Annotated in this window: 25 protein-coding genes and 1 tRNA gene; 14 read left to right on the forward strand and 12 right to left on the reverse strand. The window is 68.0% G+C overall.

Features of this window, described 5'->3' with window-relative positions:
- Positions 1-55 precede the first annotated feature (55 nt).
- Both radA and HNO80_RS08665 read right to left on the reverse strand, forming a co-directional pair.
- Positions 56-1,429: a DNA repair protein RadA gene (gene radA / locus HNO80_RS08660; RefSeq protein ID WP_175322452.1), complete on the reverse strand. Its 1,374-nt coding sequence runs from the start codon at positions 1,427-1,429 to the stop codon at positions 56-58.
- 92 nt (positions 1,430-1,521) lie between these two features.
- Positions 1,522-2,649, reverse strand: a complete 1,128-nt coding sequence (locus HNO80_RS08665; protein WP_175322453.1) for an FUSC family protein — start codon at positions 2,647-2,649, stop codon at positions 1,522-1,524.
- A 260-nt stretch (positions 2,650-2,909) separates the two neighbouring features.
- On the opposite strand from HNO80_RS08665, the gene pstS reads away from it, so the two are divergent.
- The 4 genes from pstS to pstB all read left to right on the forward strand — a co-directional run bounded on the left by pstS (position 2,910) and on the right by pstB (position 7,033).
- The gene (gene pstS, locus HNO80_RS08670) at positions 2,910-4,028 is read left to right on the forward strand and encodes a phosphate ABC transporter substrate-binding protein PstS (protein WP_175322454.1); all 1,119 of its coding nucleotides are present in this window, start codon (positions 2,910-2,912) and stop codon (positions 4,026-4,028) included.
- A 136-nt stretch (positions 4,029-4,164) separates the two neighbouring features.
- Positions 4,165-5,097, forward strand: a complete 933-nt coding sequence (gene pstC / locus HNO80_RS08675) for a phosphate ABC transporter permease subunit PstC (protein WP_175322455.1) — start codon at positions 4,165-4,167, stop codon at positions 5,095-5,097.
- A complete protein-coding gene (gene pstA / locus HNO80_RS08680; protein WP_175322456.1) occupies positions 5,098-6,207 on the forward strand; it encodes a phosphate ABC transporter permease PstA in 1,110 nt (369 codons plus the stop codon).
- A 46-nt stretch (positions 6,208-6,253) separates the two neighbouring features.
- Positions 6,254-7,033 (forward strand): phosphate ABC transporter ATP-binding protein PstB, encoded by a 780-nt coding sequence (gene pstB, locus HNO80_RS08685; RefSeq protein WP_175322457.1) that lies wholly within the window; start codon positions 6,254-6,256, stop codon positions 7,031-7,033.
- 98 nt (positions 7,034-7,131) lie between these two features.
- Here the strand turns inward: pstB and HNO80_RS08690 are convergent, their stop codons facing one another.
- From HNO80_RS08690 to HNO80_RS08700, 3 genes are all read right to left on the reverse strand, one after another.
- The gene (locus HNO80_RS08690) at positions 7,132-8,148 is read right to left on the reverse strand and encodes an inorganic phosphate transporter (protein ID WP_175322458.1); all 1,017 of its coding nucleotides are present in this window, start codon (positions 8,146-8,148) and stop codon (positions 7,132-7,134) included.
- A gap of 1 nt (position 8,149) precedes the next feature.
- Positions 8,150-8,767: a DUF47 domain-containing protein gene (locus HNO80_RS08695; protein ID WP_175322459.1), complete on the reverse strand. Its 618-nt coding sequence runs from the start codon at positions 8,765-8,767 to the stop codon at positions 8,150-8,152.
- 386 nt (positions 8,768-9,153) lie between these two features.
- Positions 9,154-9,810: a hypothetical protein gene (locus HNO80_RS08700; RefSeq protein ID WP_175322460.1), complete on the reverse strand. Its 657-nt coding sequence runs from the start codon at positions 9,808-9,810 to the stop codon at positions 9,154-9,156.
- 202 nt (positions 9,811-10,012) lie between these two features.
- On the opposite strand from HNO80_RS08700, the gene HNO80_RS08705 reads away from it, so the two are divergent.
- From HNO80_RS08705 to HNO80_RS08720, 4 genes are all read left to right on the forward strand, one after another.
- Positions 10,013-10,085: transfer RNA gene (locus tag HNO80_RS08705), tRNA-Lys, on the forward strand.
- 149 nt (positions 10,086-10,234) lie between these two features.
- Complete coding sequence (locus HNO80_RS08710) at positions 10,235-10,738, forward strand: MarR family winged helix-turn-helix transcriptional regulator (protein WP_175322461.1); 504 nt, start codon at positions 10,235-10,237, stop codon at positions 10,736-10,738.
- 105 nt (positions 10,739-10,843) lie between these two features.
- Positions 10,844-11,146: a hypothetical protein gene (locus HNO80_RS08715; protein ID WP_175322431.1), complete on the forward strand. Its 303-nt coding sequence runs from the start codon at positions 10,844-10,846 to the stop codon at positions 11,144-11,146.
- Positions 11,143-12,066: a serine/threonine-protein kinase gene (locus HNO80_RS08720; protein WP_349627287.1), complete on the forward strand. Its 924-nt coding sequence runs from the start codon at positions 11,143-11,145 to the stop codon at positions 12,064-12,066. The genes HNO80_RS08715 and HNO80_RS08720 overlap by 4 nt, the downstream gene beginning before the upstream one ends.
- 123 nt (positions 12,067-12,189) lie before the next feature.
- On the opposite strand, the gene HNO80_RS08725 is transcribed toward HNO80_RS08720, so the two are convergent.
- Positions 12,190-15,285: an alpha-amylase family glycosyl hydrolase gene (locus tag HNO80_RS08725; RefSeq protein WP_502707832.1), complete on the reverse strand. Its 3,096-nt coding sequence runs from the start codon at positions 15,283-15,285 to the stop codon at positions 12,190-12,192.
- A gap of 270 nt (positions 15,286-15,555) precedes the next feature.
- On the opposite strand from HNO80_RS08725, the gene HNO80_RS08730 reads away from it, so the two are divergent.
- Complete coding sequence (locus HNO80_RS08730; RefSeq protein ID WP_175322462.1) at positions 15,556-16,401, forward strand: putative protein N(5)-glutamine methyltransferase; 846 nt, start codon at positions 15,556-15,558, stop codon at positions 16,399-16,401.
- Between the two features lie 21 nt (positions 16,402-16,422).
- Here the strand turns inward: HNO80_RS08730 and HNO80_RS08735 are convergent, their stop codons facing one another.
- The 5 genes from HNO80_RS08735 to HNO80_RS08755 form a co-directional block, all read right to left on the reverse strand.
- On the reverse strand, positions 16,423-16,941 hold the full coding sequence (locus HNO80_RS08735; protein WP_175322463.1) for a hypothetical protein: 519 nt from the start codon (positions 16,939-16,941) through the stop codon (positions 16,423-16,425).
- Between the two features lie 121 nt (positions 16,942-17,062).
- Positions 17,063-17,326 (reverse strand): GlsB/YeaQ/YmgE family stress response membrane protein, encoded by a 264-nt coding sequence (locus HNO80_RS08740; protein ID WP_175322464.1) that lies wholly within the window; start codon positions 17,324-17,326, stop codon positions 17,063-17,065.
- 205 nt (positions 17,327-17,531) lie between these two features.
- A complete protein-coding gene (locus HNO80_RS08745) occupies positions 17,532-18,503 on the reverse strand; it encodes an aldo/keto reductase (protein ID WP_175322465.1) in 972 nt (323 codons plus the stop codon).
- 18 nt (positions 18,504-18,521) lie between these two features.
- Complete coding sequence (locus tag HNO80_RS08750) at positions 18,522-18,731, reverse strand: dodecin (protein ID WP_175322466.1); 210 nt, start codon at positions 18,729-18,731, stop codon at positions 18,522-18,524.
- Positions 18,732-18,820: 89 nt separating this feature from the next.
- Positions 18,821-19,642, reverse strand: a complete 822-nt coding sequence (locus tag HNO80_RS08755) for an SGNH/GDSL hydrolase family protein (protein WP_175322566.1) — start codon at positions 19,640-19,642, stop codon at positions 18,821-18,823.
- Between the two features lie 201 nt (positions 19,643-19,843).
- Here HNO80_RS08755 and HNO80_RS08760 point away from each other — a divergent pair, with 201 nt between their 5' ends.
- From HNO80_RS08760 to HNO80_RS08780, 5 genes are all read left to right on the forward strand, one after another.
- Positions 19,844-20,101: a metal-sensitive transcriptional regulator gene (locus tag HNO80_RS08760; protein ID WP_138767747.1), complete on the forward strand. Its 258-nt coding sequence runs from the start codon at positions 19,844-19,846 to the stop codon at positions 20,099-20,101.
- A gap of 120 nt (positions 20,102-20,221) precedes the next feature.
- Entirely contained in the window at positions 20,222-21,553 is a 1,332-nt protein-coding gene (locus tag HNO80_RS08765) for an acyltransferase family protein (RefSeq protein ID WP_175322467.1), read from the forward strand.
- Positions 21,550-21,894: a GNAT family N-acetyltransferase gene (locus HNO80_RS08770; protein ID WP_175322468.1), complete on the forward strand. Its 345-nt coding sequence runs from the start codon at positions 21,550-21,552 to the stop codon at positions 21,892-21,894. Before HNO80_RS08765 ends, HNO80_RS08770 begins: the two co-directional genes overlap by 4 nt.
- 83 nt (positions 21,895-21,977) lie before the next feature.
- Positions 21,978-22,817, forward strand: a complete 840-nt coding sequence (locus HNO80_RS08775) for a hypothetical protein (protein WP_175322469.1) — start codon at positions 21,978-21,980, stop codon at positions 22,815-22,817.
- Between the two features lie 32 nt (positions 22,818-22,849).
- A complete protein-coding gene (locus tag HNO80_RS08780) occupies positions 22,850-23,638 on the forward strand; it encodes an SDR family NAD(P)-dependent oxidoreductase (protein ID WP_175322470.1) in 789 nt (262 codons plus the stop codon).
- An 11-nt stretch (positions 23,639-23,649) separates the two neighbouring features.
- On the opposite strand, the gene HNO80_RS08785 is transcribed toward HNO80_RS08780, so the two are convergent.
- Positions 23,650-24,717 (reverse strand): FUSC family protein, encoded by a 1,068-nt coding sequence (locus HNO80_RS08785; RefSeq protein WP_175322471.1) that lies wholly within the window; start codon positions 24,715-24,717, stop codon positions 23,650-23,652.
- Positions 24,718-24,858 lie beyond the last annotated feature (141 nt).

Raw genomic sequence — 24,858 nt, forward strand, 5'->3', positions numbered from 1 at the left:
GCTCCCGCCGGGACAGCGGCGCTAGGGTCCTAAGTCGCCCTCCGACCAGGCGCCGTCAGCTGATGAGCAGGCCCAGGGCTTCGGCCAGGTGGCCGACTTCCCGGACCGAGAAGCCCGCGGGGACCGGACCGGGCCCGTTGGGGCTGGCGGGCACCACGGCGTGGGTGAACCCCAGCCGGTGCGCCTCCTGGATGCGCTGGTTGATTCCCGGCACCGGACGGACCTCGCCGGCCAGGCCCACCTCGCCAAACGCGATCAGCCGCTGCGGGAGCGGCTTCTTGGCCTTCGCCGAGGCGACGGCCAGGGCCACGGCGAGATCCGTGGCGGGTTCGCTGAGCTTCACCCCGCCCACGGTCGCGACGTAGGAGTCATCCTTGTGCAGCAGGCAGCCGGCGCGCTGCTGCAGCACAGCCAGGAGCATCGCGACCCGGGAGCTGTCCAAGCCGCTGGTGGCCCGGCGCGGCTGCGCGTTGGCGCTTTCGGCGAGCAGGGACTGGACCTCTGCCAGCAGCGGCCGGCGGCCCTCCAGCGTCACCGTGATGCAGGTGCCGGACACAGGGTCCTTGGTGCGGGAGACAAACAAGCCGCTGGGATCGGCCAGACCGACGATGCCGTCCTCGTTCAGGTCGAAGCAGCCGACGTCGTCGGTGGGGCCATAGCGGTTTTTCACGGCGCGCAGCAGCCGCAGCCGCGAGTGCCGCTCGCCCTCGAACTGGCAGACCACGTCCACCAGGTGCTCGAGCAGCCGGGGCCCGGCGATCGAGCCGTCCTTGGTCACGTGCCCCACCAGCAGGGTGGTCATGTTGCGGCGCTTGGCGGCGGCGATCAGCGAGGCCGCGACTTCTCGGACCTGGGAGACGCCGCCGGCGCTGCCTTCGACGTCGGCGCTGCTCAGCGTCTGGACCGAATCCACAACCAGCAGCCTCGGCTCAAGTTTTTCCACCTGCCCCAGCGCCTGGCCGAGGTCCGTTTCGGCGGACAGGTACAGCGATTCGGCGACGGCGTCGATCCGGTCCGCGCGCAGCTTCACCTGGGCGGCCGATTCCTCGCCGGTGACGTAGAGGACGTCTTGGGCGGTGCGGGCGAACTTGGCCGCGACGTCCAGCAGCAGCGTGGACTTGCCCACGCCGGGCTCGCCGGCCAGCAGGATCACCGCGCCGGGAACCAGTCCGCCGCCCAGCACGCGGTCCAGTTCGTCTACCCCGGTGGGGAGGAACGCTGCCGTCGTGGCATCGACGTCGGCGATGCGGCGGGCCGGCTCCAGGACGGTGGTCGCCGCCGTCGTCCGCGCCACGGCGGCGCCGGTTTCCTCAACCGTGCCCCAGGCCTGGCACTCGCCGCACCGGCCCACCCACTTTGCCGTGGTCCAGCCGCATTCCGCGCACTTGTAGCCCGGCGCCTTCGCGGCGCGGGAAGTCTTTGTTGCCATTGCTCCACCCTAACCGGGGGCAGCGACATTCGAGCCCGGGCCCGGGGACGCTGACGGGGCCCGGTTCGGGGGACGCAGGCCGGCACCCGGGACTAGAGGGCAGGCAGGATGTCCCGGGCCTCGTTCGGATCCATGCCGGCGGCTTCGAGGAGGTCCACCATGAGCGGGCGGAAGAGCATCACCACGGTTTCCCCCTCAAGCCGCTGCACGTCCAGCAGGCGCGGGTGCAGCCGGCCTGCGGTCTCGCTCAGTTCCACCCTCGCCGTGCGCAGGTGGGCGCGGCGGACACCGTCGTGCACCTCCGCCAGCCCCAGGCCCAGTTCATCGATCGCCGCGGCAGTCTCCTGCAGGACCTCGGCAATGTTCTCGGTGGCCTCGTCCGAGAGCGCGGCGTGGTTGATCGCGCTGGTCAGCCGGCGCGCAAACACGCGGCTGTTGCGCAGCGCGAGGTCGATGAAGTCCACCGACTGCGCCAGCCGGTCCAGCTCGTCCCGGTACCGGCGGTAGGCGGGGGCCAGGGTGGCCACCTCACCGGAGGAGCGCAGCGTCTGGCGCATTGCATCGACCAGGGGCTGGCAGTTGCGTCCGCGGATCAGCGCATGCCAAGCCTGGGTGGAGTCACTGTGGGTCAGGGCCGAGGAGCACTCGCGCAGCACCTCCGCCAGTTCGTGCAGCAGTTTCTTCACGTCGTTGCGGGGTTCGCGCCGCGGATCCTTGGGGATCAGGAAGGTTACCGCCAGCGCGAAGACGCCGCCCACCACGGCATCGATACTCCGGGTGAACGGTCCTCCGGCGGGGGCCGGCAGCAGCACCACCAGCAGGGACTGCAGCCCCAGCTGGGTGGTGAAAATAGTTCCGCTGTCCAGGAAGCGCGCCAGTAGAATCGAGAAGAGGAGCACGACGGCGGCCTGCCAGATCCCGGCGCCCAGCCAGTGCAGCAACAGGTCGCCCACCACAATGCCGATAGTGCAGCCCAGCCCCACCTCCACGACCCGGCGAAGCCGGGGATCACGGGAGAAGCCCAGGGCTATCAGGGAGGAGGTGGCGGCAAACAACGGCCCGGTGTGGCCCAGGACGTACTCTGCGAAGGCGTAGGCTCCCACCGCGCAGGCCGTCATCTGGAGCGCAGGCACCAGCGAATTACGGCTCCGGACAAATCCGGTGCGGACCCGGCCGCGCAGAAATCGTGCGCTTGCAGTGAGTCCAGTAGCGGAGGCCATGCGCACCAGTCTATTTGCTGTCCGCGGCGCCCAAGGCGCGGGCCGCGGCCCCTACGGCTGTGACGCAGCTAACGCAAGACCAACCCGTCAGTCGTCGACCAATGGTCCGACGTCGTTAACCCGCCGTTCACTTTGGACCCCAGTTCCCTTCACCTGGGGCACTTAACTTCAGTAGAGGTACAAACCGTATCCACCGTCTTTATTGCCCGGACGCCTCCGGTCCGGCACGCATCTGAATAACCCTGGAAGGGGTACATCTAGTGAAGGCATCACGCTTCGGCCGCAACGCGGCCATCGCTGTTATCGCAGCCGGCGCACTCGCGCTCACCGCTTGCGGTTCGGACAACGCAACCAACACCGCTGCAGGAACCCAGTCCGCGTCAGGCCCCAAGGTCACGGGCACGCTGACCGGCATCGGTTCCTCCGCGCAGGGTGCAGCCATGGACGTGTGGAAGACCAACTTCGCCTCCGCAAACCAGGGCGCCAATGTGCAGTACTCCCCGGACGGTTCCGGCGCAGGCCGCAAGGCCATCCTCGACGGCTCGGCCCAGTTCGCCGGCTCCGACGCCTACCTCAAGGATGAAGAGGCCGCCAAGGCCAAGGACAAGTGCGGCCCGGACGGCGCCATCGAGGTCCCCGTCTACATCTCGCCGATCGCCATCGCGTTCAACGTGCCGGGCGTGACGGACCTGAAGCTGGACGCAGCCACCGCGGCCAAGATGTTCCGCGGCGAGATCGCCAAGTGGAACGACCCCGCCATCACCGCCCTGAACCCGGACGCCAAGCTGCCGGACCTCAAGGTCACCCCGGTCAACCGCTCTGACGACTCCGGCACCACCAAGAACTTCACCGAGTACCTCTTCGCCGCGGCTCCCGCCGTCTGGAAGGACAAGGCTGACGGTGTCTGGCCGGCTTCGCTGAAGGGCGAGAATGCCAAGGGCACCTCCGGCGTCGTCAAGACCGTCACCGACACCGCCGGTGCGGTCACCTACGCCGATGACTCGGCCGTCAGCGGCAAGCTGGGCACCGCCCAGATCAAGGTCGGCTCCGACTTCGTCAAGATCTCCCCGGAAGCGGCCTCCAAGGCCGTGGACCTGGGCAAGCCCGTCGAGGGCCGCGGCGCCAACGACATGGCCATCAAGCTGGACCGCACCACCACCGAAGCCGGCGCCTACCCGCTGGTACTGGTGTCGTACCACATCGTGTGCAGCACCTACGACAAGCAGGAAACCGTCGATCTGGTCAAGAGCTTCGAGAAGTATGTACTCTCCGCAGAGGGCCAGAAGGCTGCTGCCGACTCCGCCAAGTCGGCTCCGCTCTCCTCCACCCTGGCTGAGAAGGCCGTCAAGGCCATCGAATCCATCAAGGTCAAGTCGTAAGGTTTGATCTGTGCGCCTAAGTTCCCCGCCCCGCCGCCTGGCGGGGCGGGGAACTTAGCCGCGTCACCCGCAGTTCCGTAACGGGCCGTTCCACGAGGTTCCGTACATCCGCAACACCGACACCGAAGGGCCAGGTATGACCTCCACCTCCCTGACCAAACCCCAGGGCGCAGGCCGTGCCGGGGACAAAGTCTTCTCAGGGGCCACCCTGGCAGCGGGCTGCCTGATCCTCGCTGTTCTGTTTGGCGTTGCGCTTTTCCTCGTCATCCAGGCCATTCCCGCGTTCACCGCCCCGGCCGCGGACATCCAGGGCGGCAAGGGCTTCTTCGCCTACATCTGGCCGATCGTCGTCGGCACCCTCATCGCGGCCGTCATCGCGCTGGTCATCGCCACCCCCGTGGCCATCGGCGTCGCGCTCTTCATCTCGCACTACGCCCCGCGCAGGCTGGCGTCCGGCCTTGGCTACGTGGTGGACTTGCTGGCCGCCATCCCGTCGGTGGTCTACGGCGCCTGGGGTGCAGCCTTCCTGGCCAAGGAAATCTCACCGGCCTACAACTGGCTGGCCAACAACCTGGGCTGGCTGCCGATCTTCCAGGGCCCGGCGTCCGCCACCGGCAAGACCATCCTGACGGCAGGCATCGTGCTCGCGGTCATGGTCCTGCCGATCATCACTTCGCTCTCACGCGAAATCTTCCTGCAGACCCCCAAGCTGCACGAGGAGGCCGCACTGGCCCTCGGCGCCACGCGCTGGGAAATGATCCGGATGGCCGTGCTGCCGTTCGGACGCCCGGGCATCGTCAGCGCCGTGATGCTGGGCCTGGGCCGTGCGCTGGGCGAGACCATGGCCGTCGCGCTCGTGCTCTCCTCCGGAGTCCTCACGGCAAGCCTGATCCAGTCCGGCAACCAGACCATCGCCGCCGAGATCGCCCTGAACTTCCCCGAAGCCAGCGGCCTGAAGGTCAGCACACTGATCGCCGCTGGCCTGGTGCTGTTCGTCATCACCCTCGGCGTGAACATGATTGCCCGGTGGATCATCACCCGGCACAAAGAATTCTCGGGAGCCAACTAAATGACCTCCACCCTGAACCCGGTGCGCAAACGCTCCGCCCTTACCAAGGGGCAGCTGCCCAAGGCCGCGCCGTACATCGTCTTGGCCCTCGCCCTCGTCATCGGGGCCGCCATCATGGCCCTGATCGGCTTCAACGCCTTCGGCTGGGGCATCGTCTCGGCGCTGCTCTTCACCGCCGGGCTCGTCGGCTGGAGTGCCGCCGTTGAAGGATCCCGCAAGGCCAAGGACAAACTGGTCACCTGCCTCGTCGTCGGTGCCTTCCTTGTTGCCCTGCTGCCGCTGATCTCGGTGATCTGGACAGTGCTGGTCAAGGGCCTGCCGGGCCTGGTGGACCCCGGCTTCCTGAGCACCTCGATGAACGGCGTCACCGGCGCGTTCGACAACAAGAGCGTCGAACAAGGCGCCCCCGTGCTGGGCGGTATCTACCACGCGCTGATCGGCACCGTGCAGATCACCCTGCTCGCCACCGTCATCTCGGTCCCGGTGGGCCTGCTGACCGCGATCTACCTCGTCGAATACGGCGAAGACCGCGCGCTGGCCCGTGCCATCACCTTCTTCGTCGACGTGATGACCGGTATCCCCTCGATCGTGGCCGGCCTGTTCGCCGCGGCGTTCTTCTTCGCCGTCGTCGGCCCGGGCACCAAGACGGGCGCCGTTGCCGCCGTCGCACTCTCCGTGCTGATGATCCCGGTGGTGGTCCGTTCCAGCGAGGAAATGCTCAAGATCGTCCCAAACGAACTCCGCGAAGCCGCCTACGCCCTCGGCGTCCGCAAGTGGCGGACCATCCTTAAGGTGGTCATCCCGACGGCGATCTCCGGCATCGCCTCCGGCGTTACCCTGGCTATTGCACGCGTAATCGGCGAGACCGCCCCGATCCTGGTCACCGCCGGCTTCGCCACCTCCATCAACAACAACGTGTTCGGCGGCTGGATGGCCTCGCTGCCCACCTTCATCTACACGCAGATCCTGAACCCGACGTCGCCGTCCAACCCGGGTCCGTCCGATCAGCGCGCCTGGGGCGCGGCCCTGGTCCTCATCATCCTCGTGATGCTGCTCAACCTGGCCGCCCGCCTAGTGGCCCGCATCTTCGCCCCGAAGGCCGGCCGCTAGGCCACCGCAGGCACCCGGCCCCCACCACCACAAGTGAAGGAACAGCATGTCTAAGCGCATCGACGTCAAAGACCTGAACGTCTACTACGGCAAATTCCTGGCCGTGGAGGACGTCAACATCAACATCGACGCCAAGTCCGTCACCGCCTTCATCGGCCCTTCCGGCTGCGGCAAGTCCACCTTCCTGCGCACCCTGAACCGGATGCACGAAGTCATTCCCGGCGCCCGGGTGGAAGGCGAAGTACTCCTCGACGGCGACAACCTCTACGGTCCCGGCGTGGACCCCGTCACGGTGCGCTCGCAGATCGGCATGGTCTTCCAGCGGCCCAACCCGTTTCCCACCATGTCCATCCGGGACAACGTGCTGGCGGGCGTGAAGCTGAACAACCAGAAGATCTCCAAGGGCGAGGCGGACGCGCTCGTGGAGCGCTCCCTGCGCGGCGCCAACCTTTGGAACGAGGTCAAGGACCGCCTGGCCAAGCCCGGTTCCGGGCTGTCCGGCGGCCAGCAGCAGCGCCTCTGCATCGCCCGCGCCATCGCCGTGGAGCCCCAGGTGATCCTGATGGACGAGCCCTGCTCCGCGCTGGACCCGATCTCCACGCTCGCCATTGAGGACCTCATCAACGAGCTCAAGGACGAATACACGGTGGTGATCGTGACCCACAACATGCAGCAGGCTGCCCGCGTCTCGGACAAGACGGCGTTCTTCAACATCGCCGGAACCGGCAAGCCCGGCAAGCTGATCGAGTATGGTGACACCCACACCATCTTCAGCAACCCTTCCGTGAAGGCCACCGAGGATTACGTCTCCGGCCGCTTCGGATAAAGCCGCCCGCCCATCGAGTGCTCCACCCGCCCATCGAGTGCTCCGCAGGTGCCGTCTTGGGCCCTCAAAAGGGCACCTACGGAGCAGCCGACGGTTCCCTAGAGCCCCGCAAGGGGCGACAGGGCGAGTTCCAGCACAAAGGCCGCCGCGGCGGTGACCAGCGGAGTCAGCGCCCAGAAGGCGAGGATCCGGAGCACCAGCCGGCGGTTGGTCGCCGAGTACCTCTGGTTGGTGCCCGCGCCCAGCACCGCGGAGGTCACGGTGTGGGTGGTGGACATCGGCCAGTGCAGCCCGATCGCGCCCACCAGCAGGATGGCGCTGCTGTAGAGCTGCGCGACGAAGCCGCGCAGCGGATCGACCCGGATCATCCGGTAGCCGATCGTGTAGGAGATCCGCCAGCCGCCTGCGAGGGTGCCTGCCGTCAGCATGGCCGCGGTCAGCAGCGCCACCCAGACGGGGGTGGTGCCGCCGTCGGGGAGCCCCGCGGCCAGCATCGCCAGGATCAGCACGGCGCTGGTGCGCTGGCCGTCCTGCAGGCCGTGGCCGAAAGCGACGGCACCCGCGGCGATGGCCTGGGCACGCCTGGACCTGGTATTGACGACGCTCGGCGGTGTGTAGCGGGCTGCCCACGTGGCGGGCCAGACCAGCAGGTAGGCGCCCGCGAAAGCGATGACCGGGGAGAGCAGCAGCGGCAGCACCACTTGGAAAAGCAAGGACTGGTCCACGCCGAGGACCGAGTGTCCGCCCACGGCAACGCTGGCGACGCCGGCCCCGGCCAGGCCCCCCACGAGCGCGTGTGTCGAGGAGGCCGGGATGCCGCGCCACCACGTGTAGAGGCCCCACAGCACGGCGCTCAGCAGGCCGGCGATGAGGATGGTCAGGCCGTTGCCGCCGGGCGGAAGAACCACCCAGGTCCGGCTGACCTCCAGCGCCAGGGCTGCGCTGAGGGCGGCGCCGATGAAGTTGAACAAACCGGCCAGGAGCACCGCGACGGTGGGGGTCAGGGCACGCGTCCGGACGGCGAGGGCAACCGAGGAAGAAGCGTCGCGGAAGCCGTTGAGAAAGGCGAACGCCCCGGCGAAGAGAACCACCAGGGCAAAGAAAACGACGGACACCTCAGGATTCCTTGACGATGATGCTGCCCACCTGGGTAGCGATCCGCCGCATGTCCTTGGTGACTTCCACGAGCTGGTCCGCGATGTCGCGGTTGCGCGCGTACTGCGCCGATTTCATGTCCCTGATCATGTCCGCCACCCAGACCCGGTGGGTGCGCTCGGCCCGTTTGGTGAGCCGGAGGATCTCGATCCAGTAATCCTCCAGGTCATCGAGGTTGTTCAGCTGGCGCATGGCGTCAACGGTGAGCTCGGCCTGCCTGCTGATGATTTCCAGCTGGTCGGCCGCGCGTTTGGGCAGCCGCTCCAGCTTGTAGAGGAAGACGAGGTCCGCGGCGGCGTCGAGCTTCTCCATTGCCTCGTTGAGGTAGCGGGAGAGCGCGTACATGTCCTCGCGGGGGAGGGGATTCAGGAAGCTGGTCCGCATGTGCGTCAGGAGGGCAAAATGCAGTTCCGCCGACTTCGCCTCGTGGTCGTGCATGTCCTCCACCAGCCGCGAATGTTCGCTGGCGGGCGCTCCAAGGATCTCCGAAAGGGTTCCCGTGGCCACGGCTATCTGGTGGGCCATCTGGGACAGCAGGTTCAGCCCTGCGGGCTCCTGGGGGAAAAGGCGCAGCTTCACGTGGGGTTACCGGTCTCCGGACGAGGCTTACACGGGCGTTGTCTGCCGGCCCTGGTACGTGACGATGACCCGCGCATGGGGTTTACTTTACCGCCCGGACTTAGGCCCCCGGGAACCGTCGGCCGGGCATGCGCCGGGCCGCCCGCAACGGGCCGCCCGGAAGCGGGCATGAAAATGGTGCCGAACCGGATACGCCTCTCGGCGGTAGGCCGCTCTAGGCGGCTAATTGTTGAAGCCCGGGGGTTTCGCGGCTCGGCACCGCCTTTAGTTTTCTACTTCGGGAGGACCAAGTCAACATTGACAGCAGGGCCCCGGCGTGCGTATTAACAGTGCCGGACGGCGGGGTTAAACGGCCGAATTCCGGCGCCCAACAGCCGCCGGAGGGCTCAGTCGAGCTCGCCCAGCCGCCAGGCGTTGGCAGCATGTTCGAGGTCCTCGGCGGTCTTGACCAGGAGGTGTGAATTCCGCGTCAGCTTGCTCGCGTGGTTCGCGTTGCTGTGCTCCGCGCCGTCGGCAAGGGTGGCCTGGCCCAGCGCCACCACCCGGCAGAATGCCGCCGAGCGCTCCAGCGCGACGTCGAACTCGCCGTCGAAGGCGCCGGAGAGGATGGCGTCCGCCATCGACTTCATTTCCTCGGCACCTGGTGGCTCGGCCGCGCCGGCCACCACGTGGGACACCTGGGCGGTGTCTTTGCCTGCCTTGAAGTAGACCGAAATCCGTTCGGGGTCCCGGATGGTGGCGGCCCGCAGCGCGTAGAGCCGCCAGAGCGCGCCCGGCAGGGACCGAGCCGGGCTCTCCGCCCACATTTCGGCAATGGCATCGAGGCCCTGTTCATCGGCGAGTTTGACCAGCCGCCGGGTGACCTTGGGGTCGTCGCTGTCCCGTCCACGGCGGACGAGCGCCTGGGCCGCGAGGTGGGCTGCCTCGGAAACCCTTGCAGGGTCCGCACCCCCGGCGAACGGCTCAAAGTCGATCGGCGCAAAGGGCTTCGGCTTGTGGTGACGGTGCGGTCCGGGGCTGCTGGCTCCTGCTTGCTCGCTCATGCCACCACGCTACTCCTGTGCATTCCGGGAATCGAGCATGCCCCGAGTGCGGTAGCAACGCCCGACAAGCCTACGACGGCGGCGCGTCGGGCCCGGTGACAAAGCCCGCCTGCGTCTGGGGTACAGTATTAACGTCCAGAAATGGACTGGGCCGACGCGCCCGTCAACAGCGGATTTTTCCGCCGGTTGCGGCTGTCGGCTGGGGCCTTTAGCTCAGTTGGTAGAGCATCGGACTTTTAATCCGTGGGTCGTGGGTTCGATCCCCACAGGGCCCACTCTTTTAGCGAAGAGTGGAAAAACCCCCGGCATCCTGGCGACAGGAAGCCGGGGGTTTTTTGCGTCCGGGTCCGGACGCGCCTGAACGCGCCCTCCGCCGGCGCAGTAAGCAAGCCTGCCTAGTAGTTAGATCGGCTAGGATTATCGGATGAACTCGGACAGTGCAGCAGGCTCAGGGTACTGGTATGGGCCGGATGAGCGGCTTGACCCGCCCACCGCAGTGTTGCAGGCCCTTCGCGGCTACCGCGCCGCCGAGGTTGCCACCAGGCGCTCGACGCGGGACTCGATGGGCATGGGGGAAACCGACCTGCTGGCCCTCCGCTATCTGTTGCGCGCCCAAGCCGCCGGGGAGCGGGTGGGCCCCAAGGACCTGAGTCGGACGCTGGGCATCACGACGGCATCCACCACCTCGCTGATCGACCGGCTCGTCGGCAGCGGCCACGTGCGGCGGGAGCCTCATCCCACGGACCGGCGCTCCCTGGTGATCGTGCCGACTGCTGCGACGGATTCGGAAGTCCGAGAGACGCTGGGGGAGATGCACCGCAGGATGCTGGCGGTGGCGGAAGAGCTCAGCGCGGAGGAGAGCCGCGTCATCGTGTCCTTCCTGCGGCGCATGGCCGATGCCCTCACCGAACACGTCGAGCGCCACTGAGTCGACGGCCGAGCCGTAAAGATTATCTAGACAGCAACTAGCTAGTTGGACTAGTGATATGTATGCTTACTACTTGTGCTAGATAATCGTTTTCGTGGAGGAGTCGTGGCTGAGTTGTTGACGATCACCGGAACCCCGGGAGCCAGTGCGGCCCCTCTGGGTGCGCCGGACTCCCCGGTAGAGCCGGGCGCCGCGGCCTCGGTCCTGCCTTTGACCACGGCCAGCAAGGCACCCAGCCATTGCGGAGCTCCGATGGAGTGGACAGCACCGGCGCTTGACGCCATGTTCGCTTACTCGTTCGACGCCGGGATCGGCTCCGCGGAGCTGCCGCCGGTGTGGCGCTGCTCCTGCGGTTTCCAGCTCGACGGGATCGTCCACACTTCCAACGCGCTGGCCGCGCTTTCGTGAGCGCCCTTCCAGTGCTCGCGGTGGCGGAGGGCCGCCCCGTCTCCGGACTGGCAGCAGCGTCTGCCGCCGGCCTCAACTTCACGGTGCTGCCGCTGCCGGACGCTCCCGGCGGACGCTTCCTGGTCCACGAGCTCCTGGGGCGCGGGGCGACTGCCACCGTGTTCCGCGGAACAGACCTGCTCAACGACCGTCCGGTCGCCATCAAGGTGGCCGAAGGTCCCGCCGAGAAGCACGCCAACCGGATCCACGCAGAAGCGCATGTACTCGCCTCCCTGGATCACCCCGCCGTGGTCCGCTTCATTGCCGCCGGCACAGTGCCGCCCGGTGACCAGTGGGCTGGCCGGCCCTTCCTGGTCGAAGAATTCGCCTACGGGGGCAGCCTGGCCGAGCGGATCCGCGGCGGCGCTACCGGGACTGAGGAAGTGGCCGGTTGGGCTGCCGCCGCACTGTCCGGGCTGGGGCACGTCCACGCGCGGGGCCTGGTTCACCGTGACATCAAGCCCGCAAACATCCTGCTTAGTGCGCTCCGGAGGTGCTCGGTACGTATCGCCGACTTCGGGATCGCCACGCCGGCCGGGACAGCCCCTGAACCGGGGGATTCCTCGGGCACCGTGCATTACATGAGCCCGGAGCAGGCGGCCGGTCACCCGGTCACCGCTGCCACCGATGTCTATGCGCTGGGACTGGTGCTGCTCGAGTGCCTTACCGGCGTGAAGGCCTATCCCGGGACGCCGGTCGAGTCGCTCGTGGCCCGCACCCTGCGGGGCCCGGAAATTCCGGCCGAACTCGGCGCCGGCTGGGTCTCGCTGCTGATGGCCATGACGGCGATGGATCCCGCGGCGCGGCCCTCGGCGGCGGGGGCCCACAAGCTGGCAAGCAGGCTGGCCCGGGCCCTCCCGCCACTTCGTTTGGTCGGCTGAGGAGCCGGCTGAGTGGTCGGCTGAGGAGCCGGCTGACCGACTCCCGGTACGTCAGAAGGCCGGCCTGCACGCTCAGTGCAGGCCGGCCTTCGGCGTTCTTCCCGTGTCCGTCGGGCCCCGGAGCTAGCCGGCGGTGATCAGGTGGGTGAAGTGGTCATACCGGAAGGTGACCGGGCCGCCGTCGTGCACCAGGCTGAGGTTGCCGCCGCCCGGGACTCCGCCTGCACCGTAGTTCTCGGCCCACGAACGGTTGAGGGCGGCCTTGAACGAGTAGGTGCCGGCTGGCAGGTCCGGGAACGTCAGCTTCCAGACGAGGTCCGCCGGATCCAGCGAGAGCTGGGCCTGCGGGCAGTCCGGCATCCAGTCGCCCGGGCAGCCCAGTTCCGAATCGAGGTCACCGGCAACCGCCACCGCGGCCGGCTGCTGCGAGGCGTAAACGGCGCTCATCACATGGGTGCTGTTGTCGTAACGGAAGGTCACGGCGCCGCCCGGGTGGTTCAGCACGATGTTGCTGCCGTTGGCCCCGCCCCCCGCGCCGTAGTTCTCGTCCCACGAGCCGTTGATGGCGGCCTTGAATTCGTAGCTGCCGGCGGGCAGCTCAGGAACGGTCAGGCGCCAGACCTTGTCCGCCGGATCGAGCTTCAGGAAGGCTGCCGGGCAGGCTGGCTGCCAGTCCCCGGGGCAGCCCACTTCCGAGTTGAGGCTGCCCGCAATGGTGACCGAATTGGGCTGGGGGAGGTCCCCCGCGACCACCGTGCGGACATCGCTGACCACCTCGCCGGCGCCCGGCACGGTCAGGAGCGCGCGATAACGCAGCTGGGTCCCGTCCGGCAGTGACAGCGCCGCCAGGTCATCCACCGCGGTGTAGGCGGGGGAGGAGCTGTCCTCGCCGAACTTCGTCCAGGCCCCGCCGCCGATGCTGCGTTCGAACCGGACCACGTAGTCGGCCTTTTCCGGACTGGCGACGGCGCTGACTTCGACCTTGCCGCGGACGCTGCTGCCTTCCTTGGGGTTCACGATGCTGAGCACCGGGGACGGGACGGTGACGCTGCGGGGCTGGCTCACCGAGGTGTGCGCTCCGTTGTCCAGCACCACGGCGCGGTACTCCACGGCGGTGCCGGCTTTCAGGGCGGAAACGTCATGGAAGACCTGGTACGGCGCCGTGTCGTCGGTACCGATCGAGGCCCATGCGCCGCCAGTCGTGCGGGCCTGGAAGGTGACCTCGTAGAAGGAGCTGCCGTCGACGTCGGCCGCCACGCGTACGCGGCTGTTGTCCGCGGCCGCGGCTGCCGGCGCCTGCAGGTTCACGGCCGGCGCCGCCTTCGAGTGCGGGATGCGGCCGGCGGACTCGTAGACGACGGCGGACAGCGGTGGAACCGTGACCGTCAGCTTCCCGTCCGCCGCGGTCTTGGCCTCGGCGCTTGCATCCCCGTAGATCCGGTTGAAGGTGCGCTTGCCCACGTAGGTGGGGACCGCTGCGGTCTGGGCCTGCTTGCTGTTGTTGATGGAGACCACGTACTCGCGCTGGTCCTTGGCATCGGTCCGGGAGAAGGCGTAGATGCCCGGCCCGTCGGAAGCGTAGCGGTTCTGGTGCGCGCCGTTGCGCAGCGCCGGGTGCTCGGTGGTCAGGGCCGCGAGTTCGCTGATGTCGCGGTACAGCGGGTGGGCGGTGTTGAAGTTGTCGCCCGCATGCGTGGCGTCGGTGCCCAGCAGGTCATCGTCGAGGTAGTCCGGAACCTTGCTGGCAAACATCGTCTGGCGGGCATCCTGGTCGCCGCCGGGGCCGGTGAAGCCCTGTTCGTCGCCGTAGTAGACCACCGGGTTGCCGCGGGAGAAGTACATCAGCTCGTGGGCGAGCCGGTCCCGGGCGACGCGCTCGGCGTCGTCCGCGCCCGGGTTGTCCGCGGTGATGAAGCTGCCGATCCTGCCCATGTCGTGGTTGCCCAGGAAGGTGGGGAGCTCGTAGACGTTGGAGTCGGCGTCGGTGTACCAGTCATCACCGGCGAAGAAGGTCTCCAGCTCCTTGGCGCCCTGGCCGCGCGAGGCGAAGTTCCGGGCCGCCTCCTGGAACGGAAAGTCGAGCACGGCCTGCATCTTGTTACGGGTGGTGAACTGGGAGGTGAAGCTCTTGGAGGTGTCGAAGACCTCGCCGAACATGAAGAACTCGTCCTTGCCGTGCGCCTTGGCATAGGCGAGGACGCGGGGGCCGAACTGCTGCCAGAACTCGTCGTTGACATGCTTCATGGTGTCGATCCGGAAGCCGTCCACGCCGAAGTCGCCGATCCACTTCTCGTAGATGTCGACCATGCCGTTGACCACCTTGGGGTGCTCGGTGAACAGGTCATCGAGGCCGAAGAAGTCGCCGTAGGAGGAGTTTTCGCCCTCGAAGGTGGTGTCGCCGCGGTTGTGGTAGAGCGTGGTGTCGTTGAGCCAGGCCGGGACCTTGAGGTTCTCCTCGCCGGGCGCGAGTTTCGGCGTGTACGGGAACGAGGTGGCCGCATCCAGCTTCGGGAAGGTGCCCGTGCCGGCGTAGTCACGGTCGTCGAACGGTTCGCCGGCGGCGGTCAGATAGGGGGCGGCGTCCTTGGACTTGTACGCCGTGCGGTCGCCCTGCTCGTAGCCGATCACGTCGGCGGTGTGGTTGGTGATGATGTCGAAGTAGACCTTCATGCCGCGGGCGTGTGCCTCGTCGATGAGCGTCTTCAGCTCGGCGTTGGTGCCCAGGTGCGGGTCGATCTGGGTGAAGTCGGTGACCCAGTAGCCGTGGTAGCCGGCCGACTGGTCCTCCGGCTGGACGGCCTTGTTCTTGAAGCTCGGAGTCAGCCAGATCGAGGTGGTGCCAAGGCCCTGGATGTAGTCGATCTTGTCCCGCAGGCCCTTGAGGTCGCCGCCGTTGTAGAAGCCCTTCTTCGTCGGGTCGAAGCCGGAGACCATCGGATCCGAACCCAGGCCGCCGTCGTCGTTGGCGGTGCTGCCGTTGTTGAAGCGGTCCGCCATCACAAAGTAGAACCGCTCGTCGGTGACCGGCCCGCGCAGCGAATGCGCAGCCGACGGGGCGCCCGGGCCCCGGGGGTCGGGGGCGGCCTGTGCGGGGACGACGGCGACGGCGGCGGCGGCCAGCGCCGCCACGAGGGCGACGGCGGCGCGAGCGGTGTGGGGACGCCCTGCGCCGCGCCTCAAACGGGGCGGCCTGGGCAGGCTGGAGCTGCGGGTGAACACGATGGAGACCTTCCGGGTGAGCGACGTTGCCTCGACGAAGGGACGGATGCGGGAGACCGGCTACTGAGAGCCAAGTCACAACTGTAAGCGCTTGCATATGGATTTTCCAGCAAATCTTCAGGCTGTGGGTCTCCGGGCCGGTGCCATGTCGGTTCGCAGGATGTTCCGGGACTAGGCGTAGGGCGTGCGGTGCCGCTTTGGATAGCATGGGCCTTCCAAGGCGGCTGCCGGCACGGCTGCCAGAACGTGCGGCGGAAAGGGCGTGATGCCATGCGGACCCTGCCCCCGCTGCCGGCGGATGTGATCAGCCGGCTCCGTAGCGCCGGCTGCGTCTTCGCCGAAGAAGAGGCCGCCCTGCTGGTGGCCGCGGCGGCCACTGCCGGCGAGCTCGATGCGCTTGTTAGGCAGCGGGTCGCGGGGGTGCCGCTGGAGCAAGTGCTGGGCTGGGCGGAGTTTTGCGGCCTCCGCATCGCACTGGACCCTCAAGTCTTTGTGCCCCGCCGCCGCACCGAGTATCTCGTCCGGCGGGGAGCAAAAGTCCTGAACGCGCGCCGGGCGGCCGGGGCAGTGCGGATTCCGGTCGTCGTCGACCTCTGTTGCGGCTCCGGTGCCGTAGGGGCCGCGCTGGCGGCTGCGGCGGGGCCGCTGGAGCTGCATGCTGCCGACATCGACCCTGTGGCGGCGGCCTGCGCGCGGCGTAACGTGCTCCCGCTGGGCGGAGAGGTCCACGAGGGCGATCTGTACGGGGCGTTGCCGGACCGGCTCCGCGGCCGGGTGGATCTTCTGGCGGTGAACGCGCCCTACGTTCCCTCCGGGATGATCGGGACCATGCCGCCGGAAGCGCGCCTGCACGAGCCGCGGACTTCCCTCGACGGAGGCCCGGACGGACTGGAGCTGCAACGGCGCGTGGCCGCCGCGGCGCCGCAGTGGCTGGCGCCGGGCGGCCACCTACTGATTGAGACGAGCCGGCAGCAGGCGCCTCAGACGGTCCAAATCTTCGCCGGGAGCAGGCTCTCCGGCCGGGTCTTCAGCTCCCGGAAGCGGGACGCCACCGTCGTGCTGGGCGCCGTTGCTGCCGGGGCCGGAGTTGGTCCCGCGGCCGGGACTGCGGGCTGAGGTGCGCCCGTGCCCGACCTGTTAGTGCTTGTCCGGGTCGACGTTGGTTGCCGGTCCGGCTGGCGTAGCGCCGCCTTCATCCGACCAGTCCTGCCCGGTCTCATCGTTCAGGGCCGGATCCGAAGCGACGTCGGAGGCCGTCTCGGCGGCGTGGGCGTCGCGGGAGGTCCCCAGGTTGGCCGTGCCGGGGTGGGTGCTGTGCGCGGGGATCGCGCTGCCGGCCTGCGTGCCCGCTGTGGCCGGGGCCTCCGCGGACGGCGTCTCCGAGGGAGCGGGGCTCCCGGCGGGGGTCTCGTCCCGTTGAACGGCGGAACTGATGACCGTGCCCGCGCGGCGGGCGGCCTCGGTGAGCTGGCTGGAAACCTCGGGGGCCTTTTCCTTGACCGCTTCCGTCGCGGCCGCCACCTTGTCCTGGACCGGCTTGCTTTGCCAAAGGTCCGCTGCCCGCGCCTTCAGTTTTTCGTAGGCTGCCCGCCCGGAACGGGATCCAAGGACGTAACCTGCCGCGAGGCCGGTGCCGAAAAGAAGTTTGGCTTTCATGCTGTACTCCTGCTCTGTGTTCTCTGGAAGGGTGCCCTTGAAGTCGTGTTGAAACGTCGACGGGTACCAAAAAACCGGCCCCAGGACATAATCCCGGGACCGGTTTTCCGGTCACACCGTTTTAGCGGTGCGAGCGCTTGGTGATCATGCCGTAGACCAGCAGTACGATGATCGCACCGCCGATCGCCAGCAGCCACGTGGTCAGCGAGAAGAATTCCTGCAGCCCCGTGCCGAAGATTGCGCTACCGATGAGGCCGCCCAGGAGGGCGCCCACAACACCGAGGATCAGCGTGATGACCCAGCCACCGCCCTGACGTCCCGGCAGGATAGCCTTAGCAATTGCTCCGGCAATAAGACCCAGAATAAGAAATGCGAAAAAACCCATTTTATCGGCCCTTCTCTTTCATTGAGGAGACACCCGGGTTGCCGGGTGCGCTTCATCCTTCTGCCTAAATACTAATCATGCTTACTATCAAAACGCCACTCGACGCCCTAAGAAGTTTGGAAAACCCTTGTATTCACAGGGAATTTCGGTACTGTCGGGCGGTCAAAAATGTCCGTCGCAAGCGGATCACAGGCCGCCGTAGTCCTCACCACGCGTAGTCTTCCGGGGCGGTCCGGTGGCCGGGGAAGATCGCGTCGAGGCGCCCCAAGGCCTCGGCGTCGAGCTGCACCGGAAGTGAGCGCAGGGCGGCGTCGAGCTGCTCGCGGGTGCGCGGGCCGACGACGGGCGCCGTGACAGCCGGCTGGTGCAGCAGCCACGCCAGCGCCAGTTCCCCCGGCCCGTGCCCGAGTTCGTCCGCGAGATCCTCGTACCGGCGGATCTGGTTCCGGTGCTTCTTTAGGGCCTCAAGCGAGCGTCCTTCACTCCGGCGGACGCCCTCGTGCTCCTTCTTGAGAACGCCGCCGAGCAGGCCCCCATGCAGCGGAGACCACGGCAGGATCCCGAGGCCATAGTGCTGGGCGGCCGGAATCACCTCGAGTTCGGCGTTGCGGGTCAGCAGGTTGTAGATGGACTGCTCGCTGACCAGGCCGTTCGAATGCCGCCGGGCGGCGGCTTCTTGCGCCCGGGCCAAGTGCCAGCCCGCGAAGTTGCTGCTGCCCGAGTACAGGATCTTTCCCTGCTGCACGGCGACGTCAACTGCTTGCCAGATTTCCTCCCACGGCGTGTTCCGGTCCACGTGGTGAAACTGGTACAGGTCGATGTAATCTGTCCGCAGGCGCCGGAGGCTTGCGTCGAGGGCTTGGCGGATATGCAGCGCGGAGAGCCGGGACTCGTTGGGCCGGTCAGCCATTGTGCCGTAGACCTTGGTGGCGAGCACCGTCCGTTCCCGGCGCTCGCCGCCTTTGGCGAACCAGCGGCCCAAAATCTCCTCGGTCCAGCCACGGTGCTTGGAGCCGCCGTAGACGTTGGCCGTGTCAAAGAAATTGATCCCGGCGTCCAGTGCGGAATCCATGATCGCGTGGGCGTCCGATTCCTCGGTCTGCGGCCCGAAGTTCATGGTGCCCAGGCAGAGGCGGGAGACTTTCAGGCCGGAACGGCCCAGCTGGGTGTACTCCATGCACCGTCCTCCCGGACGTCAGCGCTCCAGCCGGAACCCGAGCTTGATGGTCACCTGCCAGTCGGCAACCTGGCCATTCTCGAGGTGTCCGCGGATCTCCTTGACCTCGAACCAGTCCAGATTCCGCAGGGTCTTTGCAGCCTCGGAGATGCCGTTGCGCACGGCGGCGTCCACGCCTTCATTCGAGGTCCCGACAATTTCAGAAATGCTGTAGGTGTGATTAGACAACTTCGCTCCTCGGGATCGTCATCGGTCTGCTGTCTCCGGCCGGTGGCCGGGGGCCGTCCCTGCAGACTAGCCGACAGAGCCCGGCCGGACTAGGGGTGCGCCGCGTTGGTCGGCGCGCCGAAGACCGGGCCGGGTTCGGGCCGCTTGGGGGCGGGAGGGGCGCCGCCGTCGCGCGGCCGGACGCGCCGCATCATCCAAGGCAGCAGGTAGTGCGTGGCCCAGGCCAGGTCGCCGGCCCGGGTCTCCCGCCAGTTGCCGGCCGGCAGCGGCTTGGGTTGCAGCGGCTGCAGGCTGTGCGGAACCTGCAGGGTGTCCAGCACCATGCCGGCGATCGTGTGGTGTCCGAGCGGGGAAAAATGCAGGCGGTCCGGATCCCACATCCGGGGGTCGCTCAATTGCCGCAAGGTCCACAAGTCCGCGATGACGCCGTGATGGCGGGCGGCGATGGTCCGGATGTTCTCGTTGAAGACGGCCACCTTGCCGCGGATGTGGCCGAAGACCGGGGTATCGCCCCAGTCCGGCCCGGTGAAGAGCACGACGGTTGCCCCCGCCGCGGAGAGCGCCGCGACCGCTGCATCGAGGCTTACCGCGAGCCGGTCGGGATCGCGCCGATGGAAGACCAGGTCATTGCCACCCGCGGACAGCGTGACGAGGTCCGGTTTCAGGGCTATCGCAGGGCCGAGCTGCTGGTCCACGATCTGCTGCAGCACAAGGCCGCTGACGGCCAGGTTGGCGTAGGAAAAATCCCCGCGTGCGGCACTGAATTCCTCGGCGATCCGGTCCGCCCACCCCCTCATTCCGCCGGGGCTGAGGGGCTCGGGATCGCCCAGGCCGGCAGTGAACGAATCTCCCAGGGCGACGTAGCGGTTCCAGGGGCCCGGACCGGCGCCGGTGGCGCCTTTGCGGGCCATCACCGGATCACCGAAGCTGGCCGCGTTCACACTCCCAGAAATACGCCCGTAAGCCCCTGTCCGGTAGGTACTTACGTCCCTACCGGACAGGACTTCGCCGCGGTTTACGCGCGGCCAGGGGGCGCTTATACCACTAGGGGTATGTGAAATACCAAGGGGGGTATATCATGGAATGTAATCCGTCTACTCCGGGAGGCCCCCATGGAACTCGATCCCACCGACATGAAGTCCGTTATCAACCGCCTGCGCCGCGCCCAGGGCCAGCTCGCGGCGGTCACGCGCATGATCGAAGAGGGACGGGACTGCAAGAGCGTCGTCACGCAGCTTGCCGCCGTCTCCAGCGCCCTGGACAAGGCCGGATTCTCCATCATCGCCACCGGCCTGCAGCAGTGCATGCAGCAGGAGGACCCGAGCCTTGACCGTGCCGAACTGGAGAAGCTTTTCCTCTCGCTCGCCTGAGTGCATCCCGTCACCGGAGGCCAGGACCATCTGATGGTCCTGGCCTCTTGCGTTCCCTCCGGCAGGGCCGACAATGGAGGAAAAGCGGCCGGTTGCCCTGCCGCAACAGTAAGGAGCGCCATGCAGGAGCCCGCAGGCGGCGCGGCACCAGCTGTGCCGGAGCGAGACCTGGTCATCGACCTGGCCCGGTTCTTCTGCCTCGCGCTGGTGGTCATCGGCCACACGATGATGGTCAGCCCGGTCCTGCATCCGGACGGCACCGTGAGCTCCGACAACACCCTGGGGAACCAGCACTGGTTTGAACCCGTGGTCTGGGTGCTCCAGGTGATGCCCTTGTTCTTCGTCGCCGGCGGCGTCACCGGCCTGTATTCCTGGCGTCGCCTGCGGTCCCAGGGCGGCAGCGCCTTCGAATTCGTCCAGGGCAGGCTGCTGCGGCTGATCCGCCCGGCCGCCGTGCTGCTGGCAGTAATGTTCACGGGCCTGTGGGCCGCACGGCTCAGCGGCGTGGACCCGCAGGTGATCCAACTGCTGGCCGCCGGCGCGGGCATGCCGCTGTGGTTCCTGGCCGCCTACCTCGCGGCGCAGCTGAACCTGCCCTGGCTGGCCGCACTCCATGCCCGAGCGCCCCGGCTGACCCTGGCCGCCCTCCTCTGCCTGGTGGTGGCCGTGGACTGCCTCCGCGGCGCGTTGCCCCAACTGGCCTACGCCAACATGGTCTTCCTCTGGTGCGCTGTGCAGCAGCTTGGCTTCATCGTGGCCGACGGGAAACTGCAGGGCCTGACCCCCTCGGGGCTGCTCGGCGTCGTGGCGGCGAGCAACCTGATGCTCGGCGTCCTGGTGGTGCTCCGGCTGTACTCCGGGAACATGCTGGTCAACCTCAACCCGCCCAACCTGACGCTGTTCCTGCTTGCCGTCTCCCAGGCCGCCGGGCTGCAGCTTGTCCGGCCGCTCCTCGCCCGGCTGGCTGCCCTCGGGCCGGTCCGCGGGGTCGTGGCCCGGGTGGGGCGGCGTTCCATGACCGTCTACCTGTGGCACCTGCCGCTACTGGCAGCGATGTCCGGTCTGTTGCTGCTCACCGATCTTCCGCAGCCGACCGGGGGGACCGCAGCGTGGTGGTGGACCCGGCCGCTGGTGCTGTTGGGCGTCGTCGCTCTGCTGCTGCCCGTGCTGGCGCTGTTTGGGCGGCTGGAGGAGCGGCCGACGTCGCCGGGCCGCTCCCGCACGCGGCCTGCGGCTGCCGTGGTGACGGCCGCCGTCGTCGTCTTCATCCCGGTGGCCGACGCGGCACTGAACGGGCTCACGATAGGGCTGCTCGGCGGCGGTGCGGCCTGCTTCGCGCTCGCCGTGCTGCTGCTGGGCCGGGTTCCGTCCCGTGACGCCGAAGCCGGCGCTTCCGGTGGATCCGGACTGCCATTGCCACACCCGCCATTACGTGCCAATCTCGAACCATGACGGAGAACTCGGCAGAAACTGAAGACACGTTCAGCCCGGACGTCTCCACCACCCGCAATGATGACCTGCACCGCTATGAGCTGCATGTCGGCGGCAAGCTCGCGGTCCAGGTGCGCTACATCGACAGGCCGGGCCATGTGGACTTCATCCACACCGAGACGGCCGAGCAATTCAAGGGCCAGGGGCTCGCCGGGGTGCTCGCGCACTTCGCCCTGGACGACGTGGTGGCCTCCGGGAAGCGGATCATCCCGCACTGCCCCTACATCTACCGCTACCTGCGCAAGCATGACGCCTACAACCAGTGCATTGACTGGCCGGAGCAGGCGCCCGCCGGGGCGTAACCGCTTGTGAGCGGGGCGACAATTTCGTATGGTTTAGCTTGAGTTATGCAGTTGGCTCAAGGACGTGTCATTTGGAGAACCCCGTGAACCACAAACTGCGTGTGCTTGTCCGTGTTGATGTCGATCCCGGACACGTGACTCTGGAAGTCACCGGTTGCCTGACCCAGGCAAACTACCCCGCCCTGCTGCACATCATGCGGCGAGCCAGCCGACTTGCCTCCGGCTCGGACGTCAGCATCGATCTGCACGGCGCCTCCCACCTCGACCCGGAGATCCTGCTCTACCTCCGGCAACTCGCCGCAAACCAGGCCCCCGCGGCACCCCAGGAGCCGGTGGCTGCCGCCGTCGGCCTTGCGGCCGGCGGTAGCGAGGGCTTTCGGCTTCTCCTCCGGGAACCGGCCGAGCTGCCCATTTGCCTGGTTCACGTCGGTTCCGACGGCGAGGTCCTGGCCGGCCTGGACGGCGAGATCACCGGGGCCGTCACCGGCCAGCTCCTTGGAGAAGTTGCCGATCTCGACGTCGCCGAACACGCGCCGGACGATGCAGGCAACGCCACTGCGCCCGGCCCTGACCTCATCGACGGCCTTGAGCTTTCCGACTACTTCGAGGGGACACTGGATCCGGCCGCCACCGTGCAGGCCCTCTCCGACGCGGCCCTGGGTCAGCTGGCCGACGCCCTGTACCGCCACCTGGACACCCCCAGCCCCTCCTTCGGCGCCCACACCTGGTACGAGCTCGCCGCCGAAGAGCTGCAGCAGCGCTACCGCGCCATGGACGGGACTGAGCTGGAGGGTGCTGAGTTGGACGGCGTGGGCCCGGCCGGCGCCGTGCTGGACGGTGCCGTGCTGGACGGTGCCACCTTGGATAGCGTTCCGGACGGCCCGGCCGAAGGCGAACTCGCCCCGGGGCCGGCCCTGGCCTGAGGCCCAGAACGCGGCGGCGCTAGGCTGTGGCTATGAACACACCCGCTCAAGGACCATCGGCCACGGCCGGCACCGCCCTGATCACCGGCGCAACGGCCGGCCTCGGGGCCGAGTTCGCCCGCCAGCTCGCCCAGCAGGGACACAACGTGGTTCTAGTGGCACGCGATGAGGCGCGGCTCTTGGCTGGCGCGGCGGAGCTGGAAAACAATTACGGCGTCCGGGCGGAGGTGCTGGCCGCTGACCTGGCGGATGACAGCGGAGTGGCCGCCGTCGTCGAACGCCTGAGCGATCCGGCGCGCCCGGTGGAGATCCTGGTCAACAACGCGGGGATCGGCCTGCTTCACTCCTTCGCGGACAATGACATTGCCGAGGAGAAACGGCACCTCAAGCTGCACGTCGAAACGGCGATGGAACTGACGCACGCCGCGCTACAGGGCATGCTGCAGCGGCGTTCGGGCCGGGTGATCAACGTGGCGAGCGTGGCGGCCTTCCTGCCGCGGGAAACCTATTCCGCCGCGAAGGCATGGCTGCTCAGCTTCAGCCGCTGGGCCAACCTCGCCTATGCCGGGCGTGGGGTAAAGGTGACAGCCGTCTGCCCCGGCTTCACGCACACCGAATTCCACGACCGGATGGGCATGGACAAAGCGGTGACCCCGCGCTGGATGTGGCTGCAGGCCGAACAGGTGGTCCGCGAAGGCCTCGCCGACAACGAAAAGGGCAAGGCCGTCTCGATCCCGAGCAAACGCTACAAACTCCTCACGGCAGCGGCGCGCGTGCTGCCCGCGCGGCTCGTCGCGGGGCCGCCGCGGCGCGCGAAGTAGAGGCAGCCGGGCTACGCGTCCGGCGTCGCGGCCAGCGGCCGTCGGCGCCGGATCAGAACCACGACGGCGATGCCGGTGCACGCGCCGATCAGGGTCTCCACCGCCCGTTCGGCCACGAGGAAGCCGGGATCGGCGGGGAACGCCAGTTGCGTCATCAGCAGGATGACGGGCGTGAATGACACCATCGCAAGCCCGTAGTGCCGTGTCATGAAGAGCTCGGTGGTGAATTGCAGGACGATCACCAGCACCGCCAGGACGGCGGTCTCGTGGCCGGGGAAGAGCCGCAGGGGCGAGCCCGCCCACGGAAACAGCACCACGGCCACCACGACCAGGCCCAGCAGGGTGCCGACGATCCGGTGCAGCCCGCGGTAGACGCTGCTGGGCAGGTCCGCCCCCGCCAGGGGTACCGCCGCGGCGGCCATCGCCCAGTGCGGGTGCGCGCTGCCGCTGAGCACCCCGACGCTGCCGGCGGCTGCCACCGCGGCCAGATACCGCGCCGCGTGGATCCAGGCGGCGCGACGGCGGATCCCGCGCAGCGGCGGCACAACGCGAGCGGCGCCGCGCTCCCAGGCCCGGCCGCGGACCCAGCCGCCGAAGCCGACCGCCATGGAGAAGGCGGCGGACGCCGCACCGATCAGCAGGGCGAGTTGCCACGGCACCGCGGTGGGGACAGAGGCGCAGGCACCCAGCGCCAGGATTCCAAAGAAGGGGCCGTTGGGCGTGAGCCCGACCTTGTCCGCGAAGAGTGATCCGGCGGCCGCCAGGATCGCTTCCACGGCCACGAGAGTCCACGAATGGAGCTGGTTCACCGAGAGCGCCACGCCGACTCCCAAACCGCCAACCAGGACGAAGGCCGCCTGAAGCTGGTGCTTGAGCCTGAGCTGGTGGGGTTCGGAGCGGCCGTACATCCCGGTGAGGGCGCCGAACACGGCGTAGATGATGAGGTCCGGGCGCCCGGCGGCAAGCAGCGCCAGCGAGGGGACCGCCACACCGACGGCGACGCGCAGCGCCGAGACGCTGTCTCGGTTCGCCGGGCCAAGCCGGTGCAAAACACGGACGTGCCGCAACAGGGACTGCACACGGACCTCCTGGGGCTGCGGGTGGGGTGATGGGTTGGGGACGCGCCAGAGGCCTGCCCCGCGCGCTTCCCCCAAATGGAAAAGCGTGCGGGACAGGCCTCTACGGGCGGGGCGCTGGGCTACGCGGTCCGGACCGGCGGG

The sequence above is a fragment of the Arthrobacter sp. C9C5 genome (genome assembly GCF_013359735.1).
Classification (GTDB): domain Bacteria; phylum Actinomycetota; class Actinomycetes; order Actinomycetales; family Micrococcaceae; genus Arthrobacter.

Excerpts from the sequence above, each read along its gene's own strand:
- HNO80_RS08760 (WP_138767747.1), top strand. The coding sequence starts at position 19,844 with ATGGAACTCGATCCCACCGACATGAAGTCCGTTATCAACCGCCTGCGC.
- HNO80_RS08745 (WP_175322465.1), bottom strand. The coding sequence starts at position 18,503 with ATGGAGTACACCCAGCTGGGCCGTTCCGGCCTGAAAGTCTCCCGCCTC.
- HNO80_RS08780 (WP_175322470.1), top strand. The coding sequence starts at position 22,850 with ATGAACACACCCGCTCAAGGACCATCGGCCACGGCCGGCACCGCCCTG.
- pstC (WP_175322455.1), top strand. The coding sequence starts at position 4,165 with ATGACCTCCACCTCCCTGACCAAACCCCAGGGCGCAGGCCGTGCCGGG.
- radA (WP_175322452.1), bottom strand. The coding sequence starts at position 1,429 with ATGGCAACAAAGACTTCCCGCGCCGCGAAGGCGCCGGGCTACAAGTGC.
- HNO80_RS08765 (WP_175322467.1), top strand. The coding sequence starts at position 20,222 with ATGCAGGAGCCCGCAGGCGGCGCGGCACCAGCTGTGCCGGAGCGAGAC.
- HNO80_RS08700 (WP_175322460.1), bottom strand. The coding sequence starts at position 9,810 with ATGAGCGAGCAAGCAGGAGCCAGCAGCCCCGGACCGCACCGTCACCAC.
- HNO80_RS08730 (WP_175322462.1), top strand. The coding sequence starts at position 15,556 with ATGCGGACCCTGCCCCCGCTGCCGGCGGATGTGATCAGCCGGCTCCGT.
- pstB (WP_175322457.1), top strand. The coding sequence starts at position 6,254 with ATGTCTAAGCGCATCGACGTCAAAGACCTGAACGTCTACTACGGCAAA.
- HNO80_RS08770 (WP_175322468.1), top strand. The coding sequence starts at position 21,550 with ATGACGGAGAACTCGGCAGAAACTGAAGACACGTTCAGCCCGGACGTC.
- pstA (WP_175322456.1), top strand. The coding sequence starts at position 5,098 with ATGACCTCCACCCTGAACCCGGTGCGCAAACGCTCCGCCCTTACCAAG.
- HNO80_RS08735 (WP_175322463.1), bottom strand. The coding sequence starts at position 16,941 with ATGAAAGCCAAACTTCTTTTCGGCACCGGCCTCGCGGCAGGTTACGTC.
- HNO80_RS08710 (WP_175322461.1), top strand. The coding sequence starts at position 10,235 with ATGAACTCGGACAGTGCAGCAGGCTCAGGGTACTGGTATGGGCCGGAT.
- HNO80_RS08755 (WP_175322566.1), bottom strand. The coding sequence starts at position 19,642 with ATGGCCCGCAAAGGCGCCACCGGCGCCGGTCCGGGCCCCTGGAACCGC.
- HNO80_RS08665 (WP_175322453.1), bottom strand. The coding sequence starts at position 2,649 with ATGGCCTCCGCTACTGGACTCACTGCAAGCGCACGATTTCTGCGCGGC.
- HNO80_RS08740 (WP_175322464.1), bottom strand. The coding sequence starts at position 17,326 with ATGGGTTTTTTCGCATTTCTTATTCTGGGTCTTATTGCCGGAGCAATT.